At 72.5% G+C, this 22,246-nt stretch carries 20 protein-coding genes; 5 read left to right on the top strand and 15 right to left on the bottom strand.

All coding sequences use genetic code 11. The annotated features are described in order from the left end of the window. Positions 1–28: 28 nt before the first annotated feature. The gene (locus tag AC2YHB_RS10520) at positions 29–1,411 is read right to left on the bottom strand and encodes an aspartate aminotransferase family protein (protein ID WP_179647286.1); all 1,383 of its coding nucleotides are present in this window, start codon (positions 1,409–1,411) and stop codon (positions 29–31) included. A 10-nt stretch (positions 1,412–1,421) separates the two neighbouring features. Further along, entirely contained in the window at positions 1,422–2,912 is a 1,491-nt protein-coding gene (locus tag AC2YHB_RS10515; protein WP_179647287.1) for a CoA-acylating methylmalonate-semialdehyde dehydrogenase, read from the bottom strand. A 60-nt stretch (positions 2,913–2,972) separates the two neighbouring features. Here AC2YHB_RS10515 and AC2YHB_RS10510 point away from each other — a divergent pair, with 60 nt between their 5' ends. After that, positions 2,973–4,331, top strand: a complete 1,359-nt coding sequence (locus AC2YHB_RS10510) for an aminotransferase-like domain-containing protein (RefSeq protein ID WP_179647288.1) — start codon at positions 2,973–2,975, stop codon at positions 4,329–4,331. A 36-nt stretch (positions 4,332–4,367) separates the two neighbouring features. On the opposite strand, the gene AC2YHB_RS10505 is transcribed toward AC2YHB_RS10510, so the two are convergent. Both AC2YHB_RS10505 and AC2YHB_RS10500 read right to left on the bottom strand, forming a co-directional pair. Beyond that, positions 4,368–5,123, bottom strand: a complete 756-nt coding sequence (locus tag AC2YHB_RS10505; protein ID WP_207006041.1) for a ZIP family metal transporter — start codon at positions 5,121–5,123, stop codon at positions 4,368–4,370. A gap of 148 nt (positions 5,124–5,271) precedes the next feature. Continuing rightward, positions 5,272–6,345 carry an NADH:flavin oxidoreductase gene (locus tag AC2YHB_RS10500; RefSeq protein ID WP_308645428.1) on the bottom strand — a complete coding sequence of 358 codons (1,074 nt, stop codon included), beginning with the start codon at positions 6,343–6,345 and terminating at the stop codon, positions 5,272–5,274. Between the two features lie 382 nt (positions 6,346–6,727). On the opposite strand from AC2YHB_RS10500, the gene AC2YHB_RS10495 reads away from it, so the two are divergent. After that, positions 6,728–7,396 carry a lysophospholipid acyltransferase family protein gene (locus tag AC2YHB_RS10495; protein WP_308645429.1) on the top strand — a complete coding sequence of 223 codons (669 nt, stop codon included), beginning with the start codon at positions 6,728–6,730 and terminating at the stop codon, positions 7,394–7,396. A 4-nt stretch (positions 7,397–7,400) separates the two neighbouring features. On the opposite strand, the gene AC2YHB_RS10490 is transcribed toward AC2YHB_RS10495, so the two are convergent. Continuing rightward, complete coding sequence (locus AC2YHB_RS10490) at positions 7,401–7,766, bottom strand: YciI family protein (RefSeq protein ID WP_036544761.1); 366 nt, start codon at positions 7,764–7,766, stop codon at positions 7,401–7,403. A gap of 163 nt (positions 7,767–7,929) precedes the next feature. Between AC2YHB_RS10490 and AC2YHB_RS10485 the strand changes: the two genes are divergently transcribed. Together AC2YHB_RS10485 and AC2YHB_RS10480 are read left to right on the top strand one after the other, a co-directional pair. After that, positions 7,930–8,277, top strand: a complete 348-nt coding sequence (locus AC2YHB_RS10485; protein WP_207006044.1) for a hypothetical protein — start codon at positions 7,930–7,932, stop codon at positions 8,275–8,277. An 86-nt stretch (positions 8,278–8,363) separates the two neighbouring features. Next, positions 8,364–8,966: a hypothetical protein gene (locus AC2YHB_RS10480; RefSeq protein WP_179647291.1), complete on the top strand. Its 603-nt coding sequence runs from the start codon at positions 8,364–8,366 to the stop codon at positions 8,964–8,966. 21 nt (positions 8,967–8,987) lie between these two features. Here the strand turns inward: AC2YHB_RS10480 and AC2YHB_RS10475 are convergent, their stop codons facing one another. After that, complete coding sequence (locus AC2YHB_RS10475; RefSeq protein ID WP_179647292.1) at positions 8,988–9,410, bottom strand: SRPBCC family protein; 423 nt, start codon at positions 9,408–9,410, stop codon at positions 8,988–8,990. A gap of 72 nt (positions 9,411–9,482) precedes the next feature. Here AC2YHB_RS10475 and AC2YHB_RS10470 point away from each other — a divergent pair, with 72 nt between their 5' ends. Continuing rightward, a complete protein-coding gene (locus tag AC2YHB_RS10470) occupies positions 9,483–10,271 on the top strand; it encodes an MBL fold metallo-hydrolase (protein ID WP_179647293.1) in 789 nt (262 codons plus the stop codon). A 27-nt stretch (positions 10,272–10,298) separates the two neighbouring features. Here AC2YHB_RS10470 and treZ read toward each other — a convergent pair whose 3' ends face one another. The 9 genes from treZ to AC2YHB_RS10425 all read right to left on the bottom strand — a co-directional run bounded on the left by treZ (position 10,299) and on the right by AC2YHB_RS10425 (position 22,194). Next, positions 10,299–12,026 carry a malto-oligosyltrehalose trehalohydrolase gene (treZ, locus tag AC2YHB_RS10465; RefSeq protein ID WP_179647294.1) on the bottom strand — a complete coding sequence of 576 codons (1,728 nt, stop codon included), beginning with the start codon at positions 12,024–12,026 and terminating at the stop codon, positions 10,299–10,301. Further along, entirely contained in the window at positions 12,023–14,371 is a 2,349-nt protein-coding gene (treY, locus tag AC2YHB_RS10460) for a malto-oligosyltrehalose synthase (protein ID WP_487353840.1), read from the bottom strand. The genes treZ and treY overlap by 4 nt, the downstream gene beginning before the upstream one ends. Continuing rightward, the gene (gene glgX, locus AC2YHB_RS10455) at positions 14,368–16,560 is read right to left on the bottom strand and encodes a glycogen debranching protein GlgX (protein ID WP_179647296.1); all 2,193 of its coding nucleotides are present in this window, start codon (positions 16,558–16,560) and stop codon (positions 14,368–14,370) included. Before glgX ends, treY begins: the two co-directional genes overlap by 4 nt. Before the next feature lie 88 nt (positions 16,561–16,648). After that, a complete protein-coding gene (locus AC2YHB_RS10450; RefSeq protein ID WP_036544748.1) occupies positions 16,649–16,972 on the bottom strand; it encodes a hypothetical protein in 324 nt (107 codons plus the stop codon). 8 nt (positions 16,973–16,980) lie between these two features. Further along, positions 16,981–18,201, bottom strand: a complete 1,221-nt coding sequence (locus AC2YHB_RS10445; RefSeq protein ID WP_179647297.1) for a fatty acid desaturase family protein — start codon at positions 18,199–18,201, stop codon at positions 16,981–16,983. Positions 18,202–18,247: 46 nt separating this feature from the next. Beyond that, positions 18,248–19,360, bottom strand: a complete 1,113-nt coding sequence (locus AC2YHB_RS10440) for a ferredoxin reductase (RefSeq protein WP_242530248.1) — start codon at positions 19,358–19,360, stop codon at positions 18,248–18,250. Between the two features lie 13 nt (positions 19,361–19,373). Further along, on the bottom strand, positions 19,374–19,994 hold the full coding sequence (locus AC2YHB_RS10435; RefSeq protein WP_179647298.1) for a type 1 glutamine amidotransferase domain-containing protein: 621 nt from the start codon (positions 19,992–19,994) through the stop codon (positions 19,374–19,376). A gap of 78 nt (positions 19,995–20,072) precedes the next feature. After that, positions 20,073–21,851 (bottom strand): DUF429 domain-containing protein, encoded by a 1,779-nt coding sequence (locus tag AC2YHB_RS10430; protein ID WP_306457077.1) that lies wholly within the window; start codon positions 21,849–21,851, stop codon positions 20,073–20,075. 1 nt (position 21,852) lies between these two features. Next, on the bottom strand, positions 21,853–22,194 hold the full coding sequence (locus AC2YHB_RS10425) for a DUF1801 domain-containing protein (protein ID WP_179647299.1): 342 nt from the start codon (positions 22,192–22,194) through the stop codon (positions 21,853–21,855). Positions 22,195–22,246: the final 52 nt, after the last annotated feature.

Raw genomic sequence — 22,246 nt, 5'->3', positions numbered from 1 at the left:
CTCGTCGCACCTCAACCACCGGGACGGTTCAGGCGCCGGTGTAGTGCTTGTCGGCCTCGTCGAGCGCCTTGTCCAGCACCGCGATGCCGGCCAGCACGTCCTCGTCGCTGGTCGTGCACGGCGGGACGACGTGCGTGCGGTTGAAGTGCACGAACGGCCACACCCCGCCGGCCTTGCACGCCGCCGCGAACGCCGCCATCGGGGCCGCGTCGGCGCCGGAGGCGTTGAAGGGCACGAGCGGCTCGCGCGTCGTACGGTCGCGGACCAGCTCGAGGGCCCAGAAGACACCGAGGCCGCGGACCTCGCCGACGCTCGGGTGCTTGTCCGCGAGGGCGCGCAGGGCCGGGCCGATCACGTCGTCGCCGAGGCGACGGGCGTTCTCGACGACCTTCTCCTCGCGCATCACGTTGATCGACGCGACGGCCGAGGCGCAGGCCAGCGGGTGGCCGGAGTAGGTCAGCCCGCCGGGGAACGGACGGTCGGCGAAGGTCGCCGCGATCCGCTCCGAGATGACCACGCCGCCGAGCGGGACGTAGCCGGAGTTGACGCCCTTGGCGAACGTGATCAGGTCGGGTACGACGCCCCACCGGTCGACCGCGAACCACTCGCCGCAGCGGGCGAAGCCGGCCATCACCTCGTCGGCGATCATCACGATGCCGAACTCGTCGCACAGCGCCCGGACCCCGGCGAGGTAGCCCTCCGGCGGCACCAGGATGCCGTTCGTGCCGACCACCGTCTCGAGGATGATCGCCGCGATCGTCTGCGGGCCCTCGACAGCGACCAGGTCGCGCAGGTGCGCCAGGGCGCGCTCGCACTCCTCGGCCTCGGTGGTGGCGTGGAACGCCGAGCGGTAGGGGTAGGGACCCCAGTAGCGGACGATCCCGGAGATGCCGGGCTCGGAGGCCCAGCGCCGCGGGTCGCCGGTCAGCGCGATCGCGCCGGCCGTGGCGCCGTGGTAGCTCCGGTAGGCCGAGAGCACCTTGTGCCGGCCGGTGTGCACGCGCGCCATCCGGATGGCGTTCTCGTTGGCCTCGGCGCCGCCGTTGGTGAAGAACACCTTGTCCAGGTCGCCGGGAGCGACCTCCGCGATCAGCCGGGCGGCCTCGGCCCGCACGTCGTTGCCGAAGCCGGGGGCGAGGGTGGCCAGCCGGCCGGCCTGCTCCTGGATCGCGGCCACCACGGCCGGGTGCTGGTGGCCGATGTTGACGTTGACCAGCTGCGAGGAGAAGTCGAGGAAGCGGTTGCCGTCGCCGTCCCAGAAGAAGCTGCCCTCCGCCCGCGTGACCGACAGGGGCGCGATCTGCGCCTGGGCCGACCAGGAGTGGAAGACGTGGGCCTTGTCGAGGCGCCGGATCGTCTCGGCGTCGTACGACGGCAGGAGACTCGCGCTGCCGGAGGTGGAGTCACTCATCGCGGGCTCCTCAGCGGGTGCGCGGGAAGCCGAGGTCGACGCTCGAGGTGGCCGGGTCGGGCCAGCGCGAGGTGACGACCTTGCCGCGGGTGTAGAAGTTGATGCCCTCGGGCCCGTACATGTGGGTGTCGCCGAAGAGGGAGTCCTTCCAGCCGCCGAAGGAGTAGTAGGCGACCGGCACCGGGATCGGCACGTTGATGCCGACCATGCCGACCTCGACGTCGAACTGGAACTGCCGGGCCGCGCCGCCGTCACGGGTGAAGATCGCGGTGCCGTTGGCGAACTGGTTGGAGTTGATCAGCTCGAGGCCCTCCTCGTAGGTCTCCACCCGGACCACGCCGAGCACCGGGCCGAAGATCTCGTCGCGGTAGCAGGTCATGTCGGGCGTGACGTGGTCGAGCAGGGTCGTGCCGAGGAAGAAGCCGTCGGTGGGGACGTCGGCCGCGCGACCGTCGACGACCACGCTCGCCCCCTGGGCCTCGCCGGAGTCGACGTACGACGCCACCTTGTCGCGGTGCTCGCGGGTGATGAGCGGGCCCATGTCGGTGCCCGGCTCCGCGCCGTCGCCGACGACGAGCTTGGGCAGGCGCACGGCGATCGCCTCGACCAGCGGGTCGGCGATGTCGCCGACCGCGACCGCGACGGACAGCGCCATGCAGCGCTCGCCGGCGGCACCGTAGGCGGCCGAGACGATGGCGTCGGCGGCGACGTCGAGGTCGGCGTCGGGCAGCACGAGGGCGTGGTTCTTCGCGCCGCCGAGGGCCTGGACGCGCTTGCCGTGGGCCGTGCCGGTCTCGTAGATGTACTGCGCGATCGGGGTCGAGCCGACGAAGCTGACGGCCGCGATGTCGGGGTGGGTCAGCAGCGCGTCGACCGCCTCCTTGTCGCCGTGGACGACGGTGAAGACGCCGTCCGGCAGGCCGGCCTCCTTCCACAGCTGCGCCAGGAAGAGAGCGGCCGAGGGGTCCTTCTCGCTCGGCTTGAGGACGAACGCGTTGCCGCAGGCGATGGCGTTGGCGCACATCCAGAGCGGGACCATCGCCGGGAAGTTGAAGGGCGTGATGCCGGCGACGACGCCGAGCGGCTGGCGGATGTTGTAGACGTCGACGCCGGTCGCGGCCTGCTCGGAGAAGCCGCCCTTGAGCAGCTGCGGGACACCGGCGGCGAACTCGACGTTCTCCAGGCCGCGGGCGATCTCGCCGAGGGCGTCGGCGTGCACCTTGCCGTGCTCGGCGGTGATGATCCGGGCCAGCTCGTCGGAGCGGTCGTGGAGCAGCTGGCGGAAGGCGAAGACGACGCCGGAGCGCTGCGAGAGCGACGAGCTGCGCCACTGCTTCGCGGCCTCGACCGCGGTCGCGACCGCTGCGGAGACCTCGGCGGTCGAGGCGAGGTCGACCTGCCCCGAGACGGCGCCGGTGGCCGGGTTGAAGACGTCAGCGGTGCGACCCGAGGTGCCCGCGACGACGCGGCCCTCGATCCAGTGCGAGATGCGGGTGCTCATGCACCACAGATTATGTTCCATCTCTAGCCACAGCAAAGAGCGTATTGCTATGTTGCAAAGGTGCCGACGCCGTCGAAGGAGCTCATCTCCGGGATCGAGACCCGGCTCGCCGAGCCCACCTCCAAGGGCCTCGCCGCCGCTGTCGGCCGGGCGATCCGCGACGGCGTGCTGGCCCCGGGCGACCGCCTGCCGCCGATCCGCGAGCTCGCGCACGAGCTGGCCCTCTCCCCCACGACCGTCAGCGCCGCCTGGGCCCTGCTGACCCGCGCCGGGACCCTGCGGACCGCCGGACGTCGCGGCACGGTCGTCGCCGACACCTCCGCCCCGCGCACCGGCCGCTACCAGCAGGCGCTGGAGAAGCCGGCCGCCTTCCCGCTCGACCTGTCCACCGGCGTGCCCGACGAGGAGCTGCTGCCCGCCCTCGGTGGCGCCCTGCAGGCACTCACCACCGCCGGCACACCGCACTCCTACCTCGACGACCCCGTCCTGCCCGAGCTGCGCGAGGTCCTGCTCGCCTCCTGGCCCTACGAGCCGGAGGCGCTGACGGTCGTCGACGGAGCGATGGACGGGCTGGAGCTCGTGCTCCGCAGCCGGCTGCAGTACGGCGACCGCGTGGTCGTCGAGCACCCCGGCTTCCCTCCCCTGCTGGACCTGCTCGAGGCCCTGGGCGCCGTGGTCGTCGGGGTGCCGCTCGACAGCGAGGGCATCGAGCCGGGACCACTCGAGGACGCCCTGGCAGAGCCGATCGCCGCCGTGGTCCTGCAGCCGCGCGCGCAGAACCCCACGGGGGCCTCGACGAGCCCGGCCCGGGCCTCGGTGCTGGCGGACCTGCTCCGCGACCACGACGTGCTCGTCGTCGAGGACGACTCCGCGAGCGCCCTCGGCGGCCCCGCCCCGGTCACCCTCGCCACCCACCTCCCCGACCAGACCGTCCACCTGCGCAGCTACTCCAAGTCGCACGGCCCCGACCTGCGCCTCGCCGCCCTCAGCGGCCCGGCACCGGTCGTCGACGGCGTGCGCCACCTGCGCCAGCTCGGCCAGGGCTGGAGCAGCCGCCTGCTCCAGCGGATCCTGCTCCACCTGCTCACCGACCCCGGCTCGCGCGCGGAGGTCGAGGCCGCCCGCGTCGAGTACGCCGCCCGTCGTACCGCCTTCGTCGACGCGCTCGCCGCCGAGGGTGTCGAGGTGGGTGGCGTCGAGGGGCTCAACGTGTGGGTCCCCGTCCACGACCAGGAGGCCGCGCTCGTCCGGCTCGCCAGCCAGGGCATCGGCGTGGCCGCGGGCTCGCCCTTCCAGCTGCTCCCCGACGACCCGCACGTCCGGGTCACGTGCGGGTTGGTGCGGGAGGACCTGCCTGCCGTTGCGGCCGCTGTCGCTGCGGCGGCGCGGACGGGAGGGTGGGGCAACCGGGCGCGGTGAGCGTCAGGGACAGCCGGGACACGCCGACGGCCGAGGTCAGCCGCGCTCGAGCGCGAAGGCCAGGGCGAAGCCGACGGCGGCGATGAGGCCCACGTAGAGATGGGTGCGCTCGAAGGCCTCCGGGATCATGGTGTCCGCGATCATCGTCAGGATCGCTCCCGCCGCGAGTGCGGTGATCACGGCGACTCCTTCGGGCGAGGCGTCCCGGAGCAGCAGGCACCCGAGCATGCCGGCGATACCGCTGGCCAGGGCAATGCCTCCCCAGGTCGTGAAGACGAAGCGAGCGCTCCGGCCCGCTCGCTTCATGCCAGCCGCGCTGGAAAGGCCCTCCGGGAGGTTGGAGATGAAGATCGCAGCCAGGACGGGCACTCCGACCCCGCCGCCGCCCAGCAGGGAGAGCCCCAGGACCACCGACTCCGGGACGCCGTCCAGCAGTGCTCCCACGGCGATGGCGCTGCCGCTGCCCGGGTGGTCGTCCTCGGTGGCTTGCTGGTCCTCGGAGCGCTTGCGGTGCCGTGCCCCGCGTCTCGCGAGCACGAGGTTTGCCCCAACGTAGGCCGTCGCACCGACCAGGAACCCCAGCAACGTGGGCCCCAGGCCCCCGGTGGCCTCGGCCTCGTCGACCAGGTCGAACGCCAACGCCGAGATGAGGACCCCCGCCCCGAAGGCCATGATCGAAGCGACCACGGACCGCGGCACGGGGACGAACCACGCGATCGCCGCCCCGACCACCAGTGCGCTTCCGGCGAGCAGCCCCCATAGACCTGCGTCCAGCCAGACCGGCGTGTTCACGATTACTCCGTCCTCCGGGGCGTGGGCTCGCGATACCCCGGCCCTCCCCGGGCATCCTGTCGCGTCGAGGAGAGGCCCCGTCTCGGTGGTCCACGCAGTCGACCACGCTGCCTTGCGACAGGACGCAGCAACCGAGGAACGGCGCCGTTCAGGCGATGAGGTCGTCCCACCCGGCGGCGAGGTAGTCGATGAAGAGCGGGCCGACGTGCTCGGCGCGGAGGTCCGCCGCCGGCACCGGACGCTCGCGGGCCCGGAAGCCGGGGTCGGCCAACGACCGGGCGGCGAAGTCGTGGTGCAGGATCGCGCCGATCCCGACGGTGACGAAGTCGGCGCCCTGTTCCAGGCACCAGCGCGCCTCCTCCGCGGACGTCACTCCCCCGGCGACGCCGAGGAGGGCGCCGTGGCGAGGGAGGTCCGTGAAGTGCTCGACGAGCCGCCCGTCGACCGTCGTGTCGCGCGGGCACATCGTCACGTCCCACAGCGACATGTCGAGGAAGTCCAACAGCTCCGTCGCCAGCAGCGACCGGGCGGTCTCGCGCGCCTCGGCGACCGTGACGCCGTATCCCTCGGGCGTGAGGCGGAGGCCGACCTGGAAGTCGGGCCCGGTGGCGGCACGGATCCCGGTCAGCACCTCGTGCAGCACCCGCATCCGGTCCTCGAGGCTCCCGCCGTAGCCGTCGGTCCGGTGGTTCGAGCGGCCGTCGAGGAACTGCGCCAACAGGTAGCCGTGGGCGCCGTGCACCTGGACCCCGTCGAAGCCCGCGCGCTCGGCCCGGACCGCGGCGTCGACGAACGCGGCGATGACCCGGTCGACGCCCTCCGGCGTCAGTGCGACGGCATCCTTGCGGGGCTCGTCCCACGGGGCGACATTCGGTACGCCGTTGAGGGCCGCGTCGGCGCGCATCCCGGCGTGGTGCAGCTGCACCGCCGAGCGGGTTCCGGTGGCGCGCAGGCTCTGGGCCAGCCGGGTCAGTCCCGGAAGGTGCTCGTCGCTCGCGATGCCGAGCTGTCCGCGCCACGCCCGGCCCTCGGGGGCGACGTACGCCGCGCACGTCACGGTCAGCCCGAAGCCGCCGCGACCGCGCGCCACCAGCCAGTCGTGCTCGTCGTCGGACAAGGTGCCGTCGTCGTTGCTCTGGGTGTTGGTCAGCGGGGCGAGCGCGAGCCGGTTGCGCCAGAGCGGTCCGTGCGCAGGTCGGAGCGTGTCGGTGAGGGCGGCCACCCTCGCATTCTGGCAGGGGCCTGCTCGCCTCCCGCCGGCGCGCCGTACGACGGTGTCGAGTCGCGACCTGCTGAAGGACCTGCCCATCGCCATGAATGACCACGAACCCAGCACCCGGCCGTTGCCACTTCTGGGCCACCGGACGGGCACTTCATGCACATGTCAGGCGTTGCAACGCCTGACATGTGCATGAATCCCCGGTCGACCGGGGATTCATGCAGCGACCGACCACCGCACCCACCCCACCCAGCCGCCGCCAGCCCCGCTGCGCCCACACCGACACCGGCCGCTACCAGCCCATCGCCTGATGCAGGGCACGCACGCAATCCCACGGTCGTCGTCCCGTCACGCCGCCGCCATCGTCACGCCCTAGGGTGGACCCGTGCTGTACGAGGTCCTCCACTCCGTGGTTCCTCCGCTCGCGCGCGCCATCTGGCGCCCCACCATCGAGGGCGTCGACAACGTGCCGCTGACGGGGCCGGTCCTGTTCGCGAGCAACCACCTGAGCTTCGCGGACAGCGTGGTGATCCCGATCGTGGCGCCGCGCAAGGTGGTGTTCCTGGCGAAGGCGGAGTACTTCACGGGCTCCGGGGTCAAGGGCCGGATCAGCAAGGCGTGGTTCGAGGGGCTCGGCATGGTGCCGGTCGACCGCGACGACACCCGCGCGGCCCTGAACTCGCTGGACGTCGCGCTCGAGGTGCTCGGCCGGGGCGAGGCGTTCGGCATCTACCCCGAGGGCACCCGCTCGCGCGACGGACGGCTCTACCGCGGGCGGACCGGCGTGGCGCAGCTGGCGCTCACCGCCGGCGTACCCGTCGTACCCGTCGGCCTCGTCGGCACCGACCACCTCCAGCCGGTCGACTCGAGCTGGCCGCGGCGGGCCAAGGTGACGGTCCGCTTCGGCAAGCCGCTCGACTTCACCGGCCGCTTCGACGGCGTGGCGCCGGGCAAGGCGCGTCGCGAGGCGACCGACGAGATCATGGACGCGATCCACGCGCTGACCGGCCAGGAGCTCGCCGGCGCCTACAACGAGCGCCCGGTCGACGCCTGACCCGTCACGCGAGGCCGTCGAACGGCCGCACCTCGACCTTGCCGCGGCACGCCTTCGACGCGGCGGCGGCGAGCTTGATCGCGACGTCGAGGTCGGGCGCGTCGATCACCCAGAAGCCGGCCATCGCCTCCTTGGTCTCCAGGTAGGGACCGTCGGTCACGACCGGCGTGGCCCCTTGGCCGTCGACGACGGTCGCGTTCGCGGGCGACTGCAGCCCTCCCGCGAACACCCAGTAGCCGTCCGCCTTGAGCTGGTCGTTGAAGGCGCCCGTCTCGGCGAACGACTGCTCCATCTCCTCCTTCGAGCCGTAGCCGAAGAACTCGTCGTCGTACTCGACCGGACCGACCACGGACATCAGGTAGTGCGTCATCGCTGCTCTCCTCGGTTGCGGGCGGTGCCGATCACCGCCTTCACCCCCACCACGAACAGCATCACGTCAGTACGACGACCCGCCAGCGGAAATCTGTCGGCACGGATCCGCCGTGACCCACGTCCCGCGGGTGGAGGCCGCGGGTCGGGGTACCGCCCATCGCATGAACCCGATCTCCACCCTCAAGGGCATCGCCCACGACGTACTGAAGGCACCGTTCACCCTCGCGGGCACGGCGACCCGGCTCGCCCGGAGTGTGATCGGCACGAACAAGGCCGAGTCCGTCCCGCCCGGTCCGGAGGTCGAGATCTCCCCGGACCGTCCGGTCAACGTGACCGAGGAGCTCGGCCTCGATCCCTCCCCGGTCGCGAAGCCGAAGCGCCCGCGCAAGCAGCCGGCGAAGCCGGTGACGAGCATCGACGCGGAGGCCGACCCGAGCGAGGTCGACGTGACCCCGGCCGACGTCGCCGACGCCGTCTCGCACCGCCCGCCCCGACCTACGGACGGGTAGGGATGGCGCCCGCGGGCGCGGAGGAGTATGCAGGGAGGACCGGCGATGCCGGTCGGGCGTCGCCCTGTCCCTGAGAGGAGTGGGCCGTGTACGCACGCTCGAGCACGTTCCACGGCAGGCCCGAGAACATCGACGCGGGCATCAAGTTCGTCGAGGCCGAGGCAGGCCCGATGCTCGCCCACACCGACGGCTGTCGCGGCCTGTCGCTGCTGGTCGACCGCGACACCGGCTACTGCATCGCCACCAGCTCCTGGGAGACCGAGGAGGCGATGACGGCCAGCGACGCGACATTGCGGTCGATGCGCGAGCGCGGTCGCGACATCCTCGGCGCGTCGATGCAGGTCGACTCGTGGGAGATCGTCGCGATGCACCGCAGCCACCACGGCGAGTGCTGCCGGGTGAGCTGGCTGGAGGGCGACGTCGACACGATGGCCGAGACCTTCCGGACGGTGCTGCTCTCCCAGCTCGAGGAGATGGACGGCTTCTGCAGCGCCAGCCTCCTCGTGGACCGCGCGTCCGGCCTGTGCTGCGCGACCACCACGTGGGAGACGCGGGAGACGATGGAGGCGAGCCGGTCGGCTGCCGACGAGATGCGGACCCGGACCGCGACCGAGGCCTCCGGCCAGGTGGTCGAGGTGCACGAGTTCGAGCTCGCCTACGCCCACCTGCACGTGCCCGAGATGGCCTGAGCCGGGCCGTCCGGCGGAGCGTCAGCCCTTCTTCACCGAACGGACCAGGAGCTGCAGCAGCGTCGTCACGACCGCCTTCAGCGCGACCTGCTCGACCACCGGCAGCCTCTGGTCCGCGGTGAGGGTCCACTCGATGCGGGTGCCCCCGCCGGTCGCGGAGAGCACGACCTCGCCGCTGTAGTTGCGGAACGGCACGCCGCCCAGCGCCTTGTAGCCGAGCACCCGGCCGGCCTCGAAGCGGGTGATCTCCTCGACGATCGCCGGCGCCGGGCCGGGCGCCTTGATCCGTCGTACGGCGCCGACGCCGTTGCGCTCCGGCGCGCCCTCCTCGTCCAGCGACACCTTCATCCCGGGCCCCCACGAGGCCATGCCCTCGTGGTGGGACAGTGAGGCCCACACCTGGTCGACGGGAGCCTGGACGGTGGCAGTTGCGGTGGCGCGCACGGGGAGCCCTTTCGGCGGACGGCAGGAACGGAAAGCGATGCTACGGTCTCGCACCTTCCCTAGAGTCGGCTCATGTCCGAGACGAGGATCACGCACATCGGCGGCCCGACGACGCTGATCGAGGTCGGCGGGTGGCGGATCCTGACCGATCCGACCTTCGACCCGCCGGGCCGGCGTTACTTCTTCGGCTGGGGTACGACGTCGCGCAAGCTCGTGGGCCCCTCGATCCAGCCCGGGGAGCTCGGCCCGGTCGATGCCGTGCTGGTCAGCCACCACCACCACGGGGACAACCTCGACCCGTCGGCCCGCGACCTGCTGCCCACCTGGGGCACGACCGTCACCACCACGAAGGGCGCCGCGAAGCTCGGCAACGGCGCGATCGGGCTCGCGCCCTGGGAGACCACGACGCTCGAGGCGCCGGGCAAGGAGACGATCACCGTCACCGCGACGCCCTGCCGGCACGGACCGGTCGGCAGCGACCCGATCACGGGTCCGGTGATCGGGTTCTCCCTCGCCTGGGCCGGCCAGGAGAACGGGGAGCTCTGGGTCACCGGCGACACCGTGCTGTACCCCGCGCTGCGGGAGGTCCCGTCGCGGCTGCGGATCGGCACCGTGCTGCTGCACCTCGGGTCGGTCCGGTTCCGCTACCTGTCGGGCTGGCTGCGCTACACGATGGACGCCCGCGAGGGTGCCGAGCTGATCGAGCTGGTCGACCCGGCCCACGTGGTGCCGGTGCACTACGAGGGCTGGTCGCACTTCCAGCAGGGTCGCGCCCCCGCCGAGGCCGTGCTCGCGCGGTCGCCGCTCGCCGACCGGATCACGTGGCTCGACCCGGGCGAGGACGTCACCCTGCCGGTCTGATGTCCGGCAGGGGGCGCCGGTCGCGGCTCAGCGTCGTACCAGCACGCCGTTGCCGGGCGGGACCACGACCTCCGCGGCCACGAAGGCGGGGTCGCCGGGCCGGGCGGTGCTGAACAGGACCTCGCCGCTCCCGACCTCCCAGGCGTCCCCACCGAGGTTGACGTGCACCGCGAGCGCCCCGCGCTCCAGGGTCAGCTGTCGGCTCGCCTCGTCGGCCCGGGCCGTCCCGAAGCGGGGGTCGGTGATCCCGGGGAGCTCCCTGCGCAGCGCCGCCAGGCGGCGGTAGCCGGCCAGCACCCGGGCGTGGCGGCCCTCGTCGGCCTCGTCCCAGTCGAGCCGGCTGCGCGCGAAGGTCGCCGGGTCCTGCGGGTCGGGCACCTCGTCGGGGTCCCACCCCATCCGCTCGAACTCGGCGAGGCGGCCCTCCGCGGTCGCCCGCGCCAGCTCCGGCTCGGGGTGGGAGGTGAAGAACGCGAAGGGCGTGCTGGCCGCCCACTCCTCCCCCTGGAAGAGCATCGGGGTGAAGGGCGAGCACAGCGTCAGCAGGGCGGCGCACAGGAGGCGCCCCTCGTCGAGGTGCTCGGCGGTGCGGTCACCGCGCGCACGGTTGCCGACCTGGTCGTGGTTCTGGGCGCACACGACGAGCCGCCACGCGGGCATGTGCTCGGTGTCGACGGGCCGGCCGTGGTCACGGTCGCGGAAGCTCGAGAAGGTGCCGTCGTGGAAGAAGCCGCGATCGAGCACCTTCGCCAGCGCGCCGAGCGGCGCGAAGTCGGCGTAGTAGCCGTCGGTCTCGCCCGTGAGGGCGACGTGGACGGCGTGGTGGAAGTCGTCGCTCCACTGGGCGTCGAGGCCGTAGCCGCCGCCCTCGCGCGGGGTGACCAGGCGGGTGTCGTTGAGGTCGGACTCCGCGATGAGCGTCAGCGGCCGGTTCTGGTGCGCCGACAGCGCGGCGACCTCGACCGCCAGCTCCTCCAGCAGGTGCACGTCGGAGTCGTCGGACAGGGCGTGGACGGCGTCGAGGCGCAGGCCGTCGACGTGGTGGTCGCGCAGCCACATGAGGGCGCTGTCGATGATGTACCGGCGCACCTCGACCGAGCCCTCGCCGTCGAGGTTGACCAGGTCGCCCCACGTGTTGCGACCGTCCTTCAGGTAGGGACCGAAGCGGGGCAGGTAGTTGCCGGACGGTCCGAGGTGGTTGTGGACCACGTCCTGGATGACCCCGATGCCCGCCTGGTGGCAGGCGTCCACGAAGCGCTGGTACGCCGCCGGGCCGCCGTAGGGCTCGTGCACGGCCGACCACAGCACGCCGTCGTATCCCCAGTTGTGCACCCCGTTGAAGGCGTTGACCGGCATCAGCTCCACGAAACCGACGCCGAGGCCGACGAGGTGGTCGAGCCGGTCTGCCGCCGCGTCGAGCGTGCCCTCCGGGGTGAACGTGCCGACGTGCATCTCGTAGATCGTGGCCCCGGCGAGCTGGCGTCCGGTCCACCCACGGTCCCCCCAGGTGTGCGCCGCGGCGTCGAAGGTGGCCGAGAGCCCGTGCACGCCGTCGGGCTGCCGTCGCGAGCGGGGGTCCGGGAGGGCCTGCTCGTCGTCGTCCAGGAGGTAGCCGTAGCGGGTGCCGTCGGGCACGAGGCCCGGGTCGGCCGCGGGCGCCCACCAGCCACCCGCGACCGACGTCATCGGGTGGACGGCGCCGTCGAGCGCCAGTCGCACGCGCCGCGCACGCGGCGCCCAGACCTCGAACGTCATCGGTCCTCCCGCACGAGGAGGGCGACGGGCAGGTCCGCGAGCAGCGAGCCGACCTCGGCCGCCGCCGGGCGCCCGGTGAGCAGGTCGCGCCACTCCCCCGGCGGTAGGTGCAGGGGGGTCTGCCGCCAGCCGCCGCTGCGTTCGAGCCCGATCGGCATCCGGGTCACGATCGTGAGCGCACCGCCGCGGTCGAAGGCGAGCACGTGCCGCGCAGCGTGCCCGGTCGCCACGACCGGGTCGTACCGGGTGAACAGGTCGGGCCGGTCGCGCCGCAGCCGGAGCGCCGTGCGCACCACGTGCAGCTTGCTGCAGCCGTCGTCGTCCGGCCCGCTGGCCGCGCCGACCGGCGTCCCGGCGGCGAGCGCGGACAGCAGCTTGCGGCGCAGGTCGAAGTCCACGGCCCGGCGGTTGTCGGGGTCGACGAGGCTCTGCTCCCACAGCTCGCTGCCCTGGTAGACGTCGGGGACGCCCGGCACGGTGAGGCTGAGCAGCTTCGCGGCGAGCGCGTTGCTCCAGCCCGGCGTGGCCAGCCGGGCCACGGCCCGCTCCACGAGGGCGGTCACGGCGGGATCGTCGTACAGCGCGTCGACGAGGGTGTGCACCGAGGTCTCGTACGACGGGTCGGGTGCGGTCCAGGTGGTGTGCTCCCCCGCCTCGCGCATCGCCTTCTCGGCGTAGGCGTGGAGGCGCTCGCGCGAGATCGGCCAGGCGCCGACGGCCGCCTGCAGCAGCAGGTGGGGGAAGCCGCCGGGCGGTGCCGGTGCGGCCGCGAGGAGCGCGGCGAGGGTCTCCTCCCACCAGTGCGGCACCTCGGCGAGCACGCTGATCCGCGCGCGGACGTCCTCGCCGCGCTTGGTGTCGTGGGTGCTGAGGGTGGTCATCGCCTCGGGGCTGGTGGCCTGGCGGCGGGCCATGGCGGCGTGGAAGGCGTCGGACCGGATCGAGAACTCCGACGGGTCGCCCCCGACCTCGTTGAGCGAGGTCAGCTGGCTGCGCCGGTAGAAGGCCCGGTCCTCGACCCCCTTCGCCATGATCATCCCGCTCGTCTGCTGGAAGCGCAGCGAGGGCGCCCGGACACGGTCCGCGAGGACCGGCAGGACGAGGTCGAGCGCGTCGGCGAGGTCCGGGCGCTCGGCGCGGACGGCGTCGGCCGCCTGCTGCAGGTGGCGGCGGCCCGCGGGCAGGTAGCTGCGGTAGACGGGGAAGGCGGCGAGCAGCTCGACCAGGACCTCCTCGACGGGCTCGCGCCACGAGCGGTCGGGGTCCACCTCGAGCTCGACGGCGATCTCGCGGGCGATGCGTCGTACCTCCGCGTGCAGGATCGTCTCCGCGACGTGACGTTTGCTTGTGCGCACGAGCTCCGGCCAGGGCCGGCCGTCCTCGCGGAGCCGGTCGTCGAGGGCCGCGAGCACCTGGCCGCCGGACGGCTCGACCAGGACCCGGTCGATCAGGGCGAGCGCGTCGTAGCCGGTGGTCCCGGCCGTGCGCCAGCGGGCGGGCAGGCCCTCACCGGGCTCGAGGATCTTCTCCACGACCACCCAGGCGTCGCCGGTGAGGTCCGCCAGGTCGTCGAGGTACGCCGCCGGGTGCCGCAGCCCGTCCGGGTGGTCCACGCGCAGGCCGTCGACCAGCCGCTCGCGGAACCAGCGGGCGATCTCCACGTGGCTCGCCTCGAAGACGTCGCGGTCCTCGACCCGCACGCCGGCGAGCGTGTTGACGGCGAAGAAGCGCCGGTAGTCGAGGTCGTCGTCGGCCGCCCGCCAGCTGACCAGCCGGTAGTGCTGGCGCTCGTGCACCAGCTGCGGGTCGTCCGTCCCCTCGTCCGTGCCGGGGGCGATCGGGAAGCGGTGGTCGTGGTAGCCGAGCATGCCGTCGACCAGCCTGAGGTTGGCGATCGGGCCCTCCGGGTCGGGCCGGTCCTCGTCGCCGACGACCGGCAGCAGCACCCGGCCACGACCGGCCACCCAGTCGACGTCGAAGAAGCGTGCGAAGCGCGAGTCGCGGCCGTGCTTGAGCACGTCCCACCACCAGCCGTTGGTCGCCGGGCTCTCCACCCCGACGTGGTTGGGGACGATGTCGACGACGACGCCCATCCCCCGGCGGTGCGCCTCGGCCGAGAGGCGGGCGAGGGCCTCCGGCCCGCCGCGGGCCGGGTCGACGCGGGTGGGGTCGACGACGTCGTACCCGTGGTCGCTGCCGGGATGGGCCTCGAGGATCGGGGAGAGGTACACCCAGCCGACCCCGAGCTCGTCCAGATAGGGCAGCAGCTCGCGGGCGGCGTCGAGGTCGAAGGACTCGCGGACCTGCAGGCGGTAGGTGCTGCTCGGCACCCGGCCGGCGCTCACTGGTCCTCCGCCAGGGAGGCCACGGACGCCGCCGGGCTGACGTCGGCGACCGGCTCCGGCTCGTGCCACTGGCGCAGCACGACGACGCAGCGGTGCGGCAGGGCGAGGATCCCCCCGGCGTCGAGGCGCTGGTCCGTCGCGCAGGTCCCGCTCGTGTCGAGGACCACCTGCCAGGACGCGGCGTACTCCTCGTCGGGGAGGGTCACGTCCCGCGCGTCGTCGCCGTTGAGGAGGAGCAGGAGGTGGTCGTCGCGGATCGCCCGTCCCTGGCGGTCGCGGCCGGCGATGCCGTCGCCGTTGAGGTACATCCCCAGCGTGCGCAGGTCTCCCCAGTCCTCGTCCTCCATCGGACGGCCCTCCGGGTGGAGCCAGACGATGTCGTTGAGCCGCTCCCCCTCCCCTGCGCGCACCGTCGTCCCGGTGAAGAAGCGCTGGCGGCGCAGCGACGGGTGCTTCCGGCGCAGGCGGGTCAGCTCGGCGACGAACTCGCACAGCGGACGGTCGACCCGCTCCCAGTCGACCCAGCTCAGCGCGGAGTCCTGGGCGTAGGTGTTGTTGTTGCCCTGCTGGGTGCGCCCCAGCTCGTCGCCGTGCAGCACCATCGGCACGCCCTGGCTGAGCAGCAACGTCGCGAGCAGGTTGCGCTGGTCGCGGGCGCGCGCCTCGTTGATGCCGGGGTCGTCGGTCGGCCCCTCGACACCGTGGTTCCACGAGCGGTTGTCGTCGGCGCCGTCACGCCCGTCCTCGCCGTTGGCGTCGTTGTGCTTGCTCTCGTAGGACACCAGGTCGCGCAGCGTGAACCCGTCGTGCGCGGTCACGAAGTTGATGCTCGCGACCGGCCGCCGCCCGGTGTGCTCGTAGAGGTCGGCCGAACCCGCGAGGCGGCTGGCGAGCTCGCCGAGGTTGTGCTCGCCGCGCCAGAAGTCGCGGACCGTGTCGCGGTAGGCGCCGTTCCACTCCGTCCACTGCGGCGGGAACCCGCCGACCTGGTAGCCGCCGGGACCGACGTCCCACGGCTCGGCGATCAGCTTCACCTGGCTGACCACCGGGTCCTGCTGCACCAGCTCGAAGAAGGTGGCGAGCCGGTCGACGTCGTAGAACTCGCGGGCGAGGGCCGAGGCGAGGTCGAAGCGGAAGCCGTCGACGTGCATCTCGGTGACCCAGTAGCGCAGCGAGTCCATGATCAGCTGCAGGGAGTGTGGGTTGCCGGCGTTGAGCGAGTTCCCCGTGCCGGTGTAGTCCATGTAGTACTGCCGGTCGTCGTCCACGAGCCGGTAGTAGGCGGGGTTGTCGATGCCCTTGAAGCTCAGGGTCGGGCCGAGGTGGTTGCCCTCCGCGGTGTGGTTGTAGACCACGTCGAGGATGACCTCGATGCCGGCGTCGTGCAGCGCCTTGACCATCGCCTTGAACTCCTGGACCTGGTGGCCCGGGTCCGGGCTGGCCGCGTAGCCCCCGTGCGGGGCGAAGAAGCCGAGCGTGTTGTAGCCCCAGTAGTTGCGCAGTCCCCGCTGGAGCAGGACGTCGTCGTGCACGAACTGGTGCACCGGCATCAGCTCCAGCGCGGTGACGCCGAGGCCCTGGAGGTGCTCGACGACGGCCGGGTGGGCCAGCCCGCCGTACGTCCCGCGCAGGTCCTCCGGCACCTCCGGGTGGGTCGCCGTGAGGCCCTTGACGTGGGCCTCGTAGATCACGGTCTCGGCGTACGGCGTGCGCGGGGGCCGGTCGCCCTCCCAGTCGAACCACGGGTTGGTGACGACCCCGAGCACCATCTGCTGGAGCGAGTCGTCGTCGTTGCGCGAGTCCGGGTCGCCGAAGTCGTAGCCGAAGAGGCTCTGGCCCCAGTCGACCTCGCCCACCGTCGCCTTCGCGTAGGGGTCGAGCAGCAGCTTCGCCGGGTTGCAGCGCAGCCCCTGCGCCGGGTCCCACGGGCCGTGCACCCGGTAGCCGTAGAGCTGGCCGGGCTGGACCTGCGGCAGGTAGGCGTGCCAGACGTAGCCGTCGACCTCGGTGAGCTCGACCCGCGTCTCCTGGCGGGACCCGTCGGCGTCGACGTCGACCAGGCAGAGCTCGACCCGGTCCGCGACCTCGCTGAAGAGCGCGAAGTTGGTCCCGCTTCCGTCGAAGGTCGCGCCGAGGGGGTACGCCGCCCCGGGCCAGGTCTCGACGGTACGGCGGGGCTGCGTCTGCATCGCCGCGCAGTACCCGCACCGCCCCAGCCCACCCTCGGATTCGTGGTGGCGCGGGTCACGTCCGCGCCCGGCGACGGGTGCGTGGGGCTCACAGGAGCGAGTTCGGCACGAAGCGCGGCTCCTCGTCGGGGTCGTCGCGTCCGGGCCGGACGAACTCGAAGCCGCCCGTGCGCACCAGCACGTGGCCGGGTCCGGCGGCCCGGAGCAGGTCCTGGCCGCACTCCTCGTGCAGCGGTGGCAGGTGGAAGGAGTTCCGGTCGTGCTCGTCGTGGTCGCCGACGAAGACGACGGGGCGACCGAGGCTTCGCCCGCACCTGCCGCACACCCGGGCGAGCGCGCACCGGACGACGGTACGACGGTCGAGGACGCCGTCGCACCACGCGAACCCGACGAGGGTGGGCGGAGCGGGCACGGCCGTGCTCAGGCGGAGGCCTGGTCGGAGCGGGACCAGCCCCCGAGCTCGCGCCGGCGCTGCTGACGGGCCTCCTGCCGCCGGCGACCGTGCTCGATGGTCACGTCGGTGCCGGTCGGCGGCTTGTCGTCGCTGGTGAGCCGGTTGGGGAGCGACAGCTTCATGATCACGCGCAGGACCTGGCCGTACTGCCGGTGCAGCGGTCCGGTGGTGTACGGGATGTCGTACTTGTCGCACAGCTCGCGGACCCGAGGGGCGATCTGCGCGTACCGGTTGCTGGGCAGGTCCGGGAACAGGTGGTGCTCGATCTGGTAGCCGAGGTTGCCGCTCATCACGTGCAGCAGCCTGCTGCCCTCGAAGTTGGCGGTGCCGAGGATCTGGCGGAGGTACCACTCGGCGCGCGACTCGTCGTCGAGCTCGTCCTCGGTGAAGTGGAGCGCCCCGTCGGGGAAGTGGCCGCAGAAGATGATCAGGTAGGCCCAGAGGTTGCGCATCAGGTTGGCGCTGGCGTTGGCCTTGATGGTCGAGCGCCAGTGCCTGCCGGTGAGCGCCGGGTACAGCACGTAGTCCTTGAGGATCTGGTTGCGTCCCTTCCTCAGGATCTGCCGCAGCTGGCGCTTCATCTCCTTCGGGTCCTTCTTGCCCTTGCGGATCGCCTCGAGGTCGAGGTCGTGGAGCGCCACGCCCCACTGGAACAGACCGGCGAGCAGGGCGTTGTAGACCGGCTGGCCGAGGTTGACCGGGTGCCACTTCTGCTCGCGGGCCATGCGCAGGACGCCGTACCCGATGTCGTTGTCGTAGCCGAGCACGTTGGTGAACTGGTGGTGGATGTAGTTGTGGCTGTGCTTCCACTGCTCGGCGGGCTGGCCGGTGTCCCACTCCCACGTCGAGGAGTGGATCTCGGGGTCGTTCATCCAATCCCACTGGCCGTGCATGACGTTGTGCCCGATCTCCATGTTCTCGAGGATCTTGGCGAGGCCCAGGCTGACCGCGCTGGCGGCCACCACGGGGCGGCGCACCTTGCCGGGCAGCGGCGCGCTCGCGATCATGCCGATGCGGGCCGCGGCCGCCATCCAGCGCTGGGTGCGGATCACCCGGTTGATGTAGGCGGCGTCGGCCGCGCCCCGGGACTCCTCGATCTCCGCCCGGATGGCGTCGAGCTCGCGGCCGATCTCGTCCACCTCCTCGGGGGTCAGGTGGGCATACTCCGCGACGTCGGCGATGGCCATGGTTCCTCCAGGGGTGGCGGGCTGTCGGGTTGTCGGTTGGTGGGGGTCAGATGTCGAGCACGCACGCGCCGACCGGCACGGTGACGCACGTCTGGACCTGCTCGTTGGGCTGGTCGAAGTCGTTGCCGTTGCGCAGGTCGCGGACCGTGCCGGAGATCTTGGTGACGGTGCAGGTGTGGCAGATCCCGACGCGGCAGCCGTAGGGCATGCCGACGCCGGCGGACTCGCCGGCTTCGAGGACGGTGGTCGCACCGTCGGCCTCCGCCTGCCGGCCGGAGTTCTGGAAGGTGATCGTGCCGCCCTCTCCCCCGTCGCCGGACAGCGCCAACGAGAAGCGCTCGAGGTGGAGCCGGTCCGTCAGCCCGGCCCGCTCCCAGTGCTCCTCGATGGCGTCGAGCATGGGCGCGGGTCCGCAGGCCCAGGTCTCGCGGTCGCGCCAGTCGGGGACCACGTCGTCCAGGGAGGCGAGCTCGAGCACGCCCTCGGCGTCGGTGTGCCGCTCGTGCAGCACGAACGACGGATGCTTGTCGTGCAGGGCCAGCAGCTCGTCGCGGAAGATCATCCGCTCGGGGGTCGTCGACGAGTAGTGGAGGACGACGTCGGACATCGTGCCGCGCCGGTCCAGCGTCCGCAGCATCGACATCACCGGGGTGATCCCGCTGCCCCCGACGAGGAACAGCGACCGCGCGGGAGGCGGGTCCGGCAGCACGAAGTCGCCGCTCGGCGTCGCCAGCCGGACGATCGTGCCCGGCTCGAGCCCGTTGACCAGGTGGTCGGACAGGAAGCCCTCCGGCATCGCCCGCACCGTGATGGCCAGCGTGCGCCCGGCCCGGACCGGCGGGGAGCTCACCGAGTAGGAGCGCCAGTGGTACTTGCCCTGCACCTGGACGCCGATCCCGACGAACTGGCCCGGCCGGTGCAGGTAGCGCCATCCCCAGCCGGGCCGGATGACGAGCGTCGCGGCGTCGTCCGTCTCGCGGATGACCTCCTCCACCCGGCCGCGGAGCTCACGCGAGCTCCACAGCGGGTTGAGGAGGGTCAGGTAGTCGTCGGGGAGGAGCGGCGTGGTCAGCTTGTCCGCCGCCTTGCGGACCCGCTCCCACGACAGCGTGGGTCGGTCCGCCGGCCGCTCGGCGTCCTCGACGGTCGTCACGTCCACGTGCGCCTCCGGCTCACACGTCGGCGGACCGTGCCGAGTCGACGCCGTGCTCGACGGCCTCGACGAGCGCCGCGACGAAGGCGGGCAGGTCGTCCGGCTTGCGGCTCGTGATCAGGTTGCCGTCGGTGACGACCCGCTCGTCCACCCAGTCCGCCCCCGCATTGCGCAGGTCGGTCTGCAGGCTGGGCCAGGAGGTCAGCCGCCGGTCCCGGACGACGTCCGCCTCGATGAGCGTCCACGGGGCGTGGCAGATCGCGGCGACCGTCTTGCCGGACTCCATGAACGTCTTCACGAGCGCCACCGCGCCGGCGTCCGTGCGCAGGGCGTCCGGGTTGGCGACACCGCCGGGGAGCACGAGCGCGTCGAACTCGTCGGCGTCGGCATCGGCGACCGTCACGTCGACGTCGCGCGTCGCCGCCTTGTCGAGGTGGTCGAAGGTCTGCACCTGGCCGCCCTCGGGGCTGACCAGCACTGCGTCGTGGCCGGCATCGACGACTGCCTTCCAGGGATCGTCGAGCTCCACCCGCTCGATCCCCTCGGCGGCCACCAGGAAGGCGATCCGCTTGTGCTCCTGCGGCGCTCCGGCCTCGGTGTCGGTGACGCCGTCCGCGCCGGTCGTCAGGGAGCTGCCCATCGTGGTCCTCCTCGGTGTCGTGGTCACTGACCCGCACCGGTACCCCGACCTCGCGTCCGGAGACGGCGGAGCAGCCCGTTACGTCGGAAGTCCCCCGCGCATCCTCGCGAGCCGGGACCGCAGGGCGCCGACCCGGTCGGCGTTGGCGCGGAGCTCGACGTACTCCTCGCCGTAGGTCCACAGCAGCGCGTCGTCGAGCCGTCGTACGGCGCCGGGCGGGTAGCGGTAGCCCATCCGCTCCCGCAGCAGGTCGGCGTCGACCTGGCGCAGCACCTCGCCGAGCGCCGACAGCGAGGTGATGCCGAGCTCCAGGACGATGGTGGCCATCCAGACGTAGTGGTCGGTGCGCGACCAGCCGGCGTCGGCGTACTGGCCGGCCAGGAAGGCCGCGAGCTCGCGCGGCGGGATCCGCGGGTCGTCGTCCGGACCGCCCACCGGCTCGCCTTCGTCGGCGAAGCCGGGCTGGATCCGCTCGCGGATGATGGAGAACTCGCGGTCGGCGAGCTCGAGCAGCCCCGCGGCCAGGGTGAACCGACGGTCGAAGTCGGGGACGTGCTCGTCGGGGATGGTCCCCTTGTAGCGGATGTCGTGCTCGAACTCCGCCCACGCGTGCTGCAGCACGGTGCGGATCTGCACCTGCGCGACCCCGTTCGTGGCGGCCATGTCGTCCACCTTCACCAGGAGGTGGCGGCTGGCGTAGCCGAACCGGCCCTCGCTCGCCGTCTCCCGCCCCATGTCGCGGTCGTCGAGGAGGGTGACCTGGTCGGCGAGCAGGTCGGCGACGGCCTGCACGTCGCTGTGGACGTAGGTGATGACGCGGACGCCGACCTGGTCGGTGACCTCGCGCAGCGGATCGGCGTAGACGGGGTGTCCGCCGGCCGTCCGGGCCGCCTTCGCGGCGAACGACGTGACCGACTTGGCCCGTCCGGTGACGGTCAGGTAGTTGATGCCGGCCTCGTCGAGCACCGAGGTGACCAGGGCGACGAAGCGGTCCGTCGCGTCGCGGACGGCGGGCCAGCCCTCGGCGTACTCACGAACGGCGGCGCCGATGTCCGGCGCCGCGACGACCGCCGGGGTGGCCGCCGCGAGCGCCACCTGCTTCTGCCGCGGCGTCGGGACCAGGTCGTCGGGCAGTGCCGGGGTCACGATGTAGCCGGAGTCGAGGTCGCCGTAGACGACCGTGTCCTCCCGCCGCAGGTCGGCGAAGCGGGCGATGTAGGCGCACACCACGGCGTCGACCTGGTCCTCCACGACGCGCAGCTCGCTCTTGCGCGCCGCCGCGACCACCGCAGCGTGCAACGCACGCCAGGCCGGGCCCTCCACCCGCAGCGACGGCTCGGCGCTGGCGAGGCCCTCCACCAGGCGCATCAGCACCAGCAGCTCGGCCCGCAGGTGCTCGAGGTCGCGCCCCGGCTTGTCCTTGTACTTCAGCGTGCGCCCGAGCCGGAACAGCGCGACCGTCGCCGGGTGCGGGTAGACCTCGATCCCCCTCCGCGGCCTCCGCGACCACGGGTTGATGTCGAGGCCGAGCCGGGCAGCCACGCGCGCGGCGCGCGGCTGCTCGCTGAACTCGGGCTTGCCGGTGTTGGAGGGGTGCGCGCCGGCGTCGAAGCGCGCGAAGTCCTTGTTGAGCTGCTTCTCCGCGGGCCGGTTGCCGGTGGCGTTGCGCACGATCAGCGGCGCGTCGATCGCGACCAGGCACTCCCCCTCGACGTACGACGCCAGGGCGGCCTCGATCTCCTCGTCGGTCCGCACCGCGGACACCGCCAGCAGCACCCCGTCCGCGTCGAGGACCGCGAGGCCGGTGGGCCTGCGCTCTCCCCAGGCGAGGTCGATCCCGACGTAGTGCATGGACATGTCAGGAGCGGTTGAGCGCGACGGCCTCGCGGACGAGTGCGACCAGCGCGTCGCCGTCGAGCTCCTCGCCCTCGAAGACGTCGATGGCGCGGCGGGTGCCCGCGTCGAGGCTGGCGTTGAACAGGCCGGCGGGGTCGGCGAGGGAGGCGCCCTTGGCGAAGGTCAGCTTCACCTTGTCCTTGTAGGTCTCGACCGTGCAGATCAGCCCGTCGGCCGAGAAGGTGGGGACGCCGTCGGGGTTGGAGGCCTTCCTCCACTTGGCCTCCTCGACGACGGCGGGCTCCGCCGTCTCGATGAGGGAGCGGACCCGCTCGACCAGGTCGCTGCGCCAGTCAGTGCTCATGGCGCGACCCTACTGGCAGGCGCGGATGCCGTGCTGTGGTCCGGGTAGCGCC

The sequence above is a fragment of the Nocardioides sp. SRI_004 genome (genome assembly GCF_057586415.1).
The sequence above is the reverse complement of the archived record's forward strand: the minus strand, read 5'-3'. Positions and strand labels throughout refer to the sequence as shown.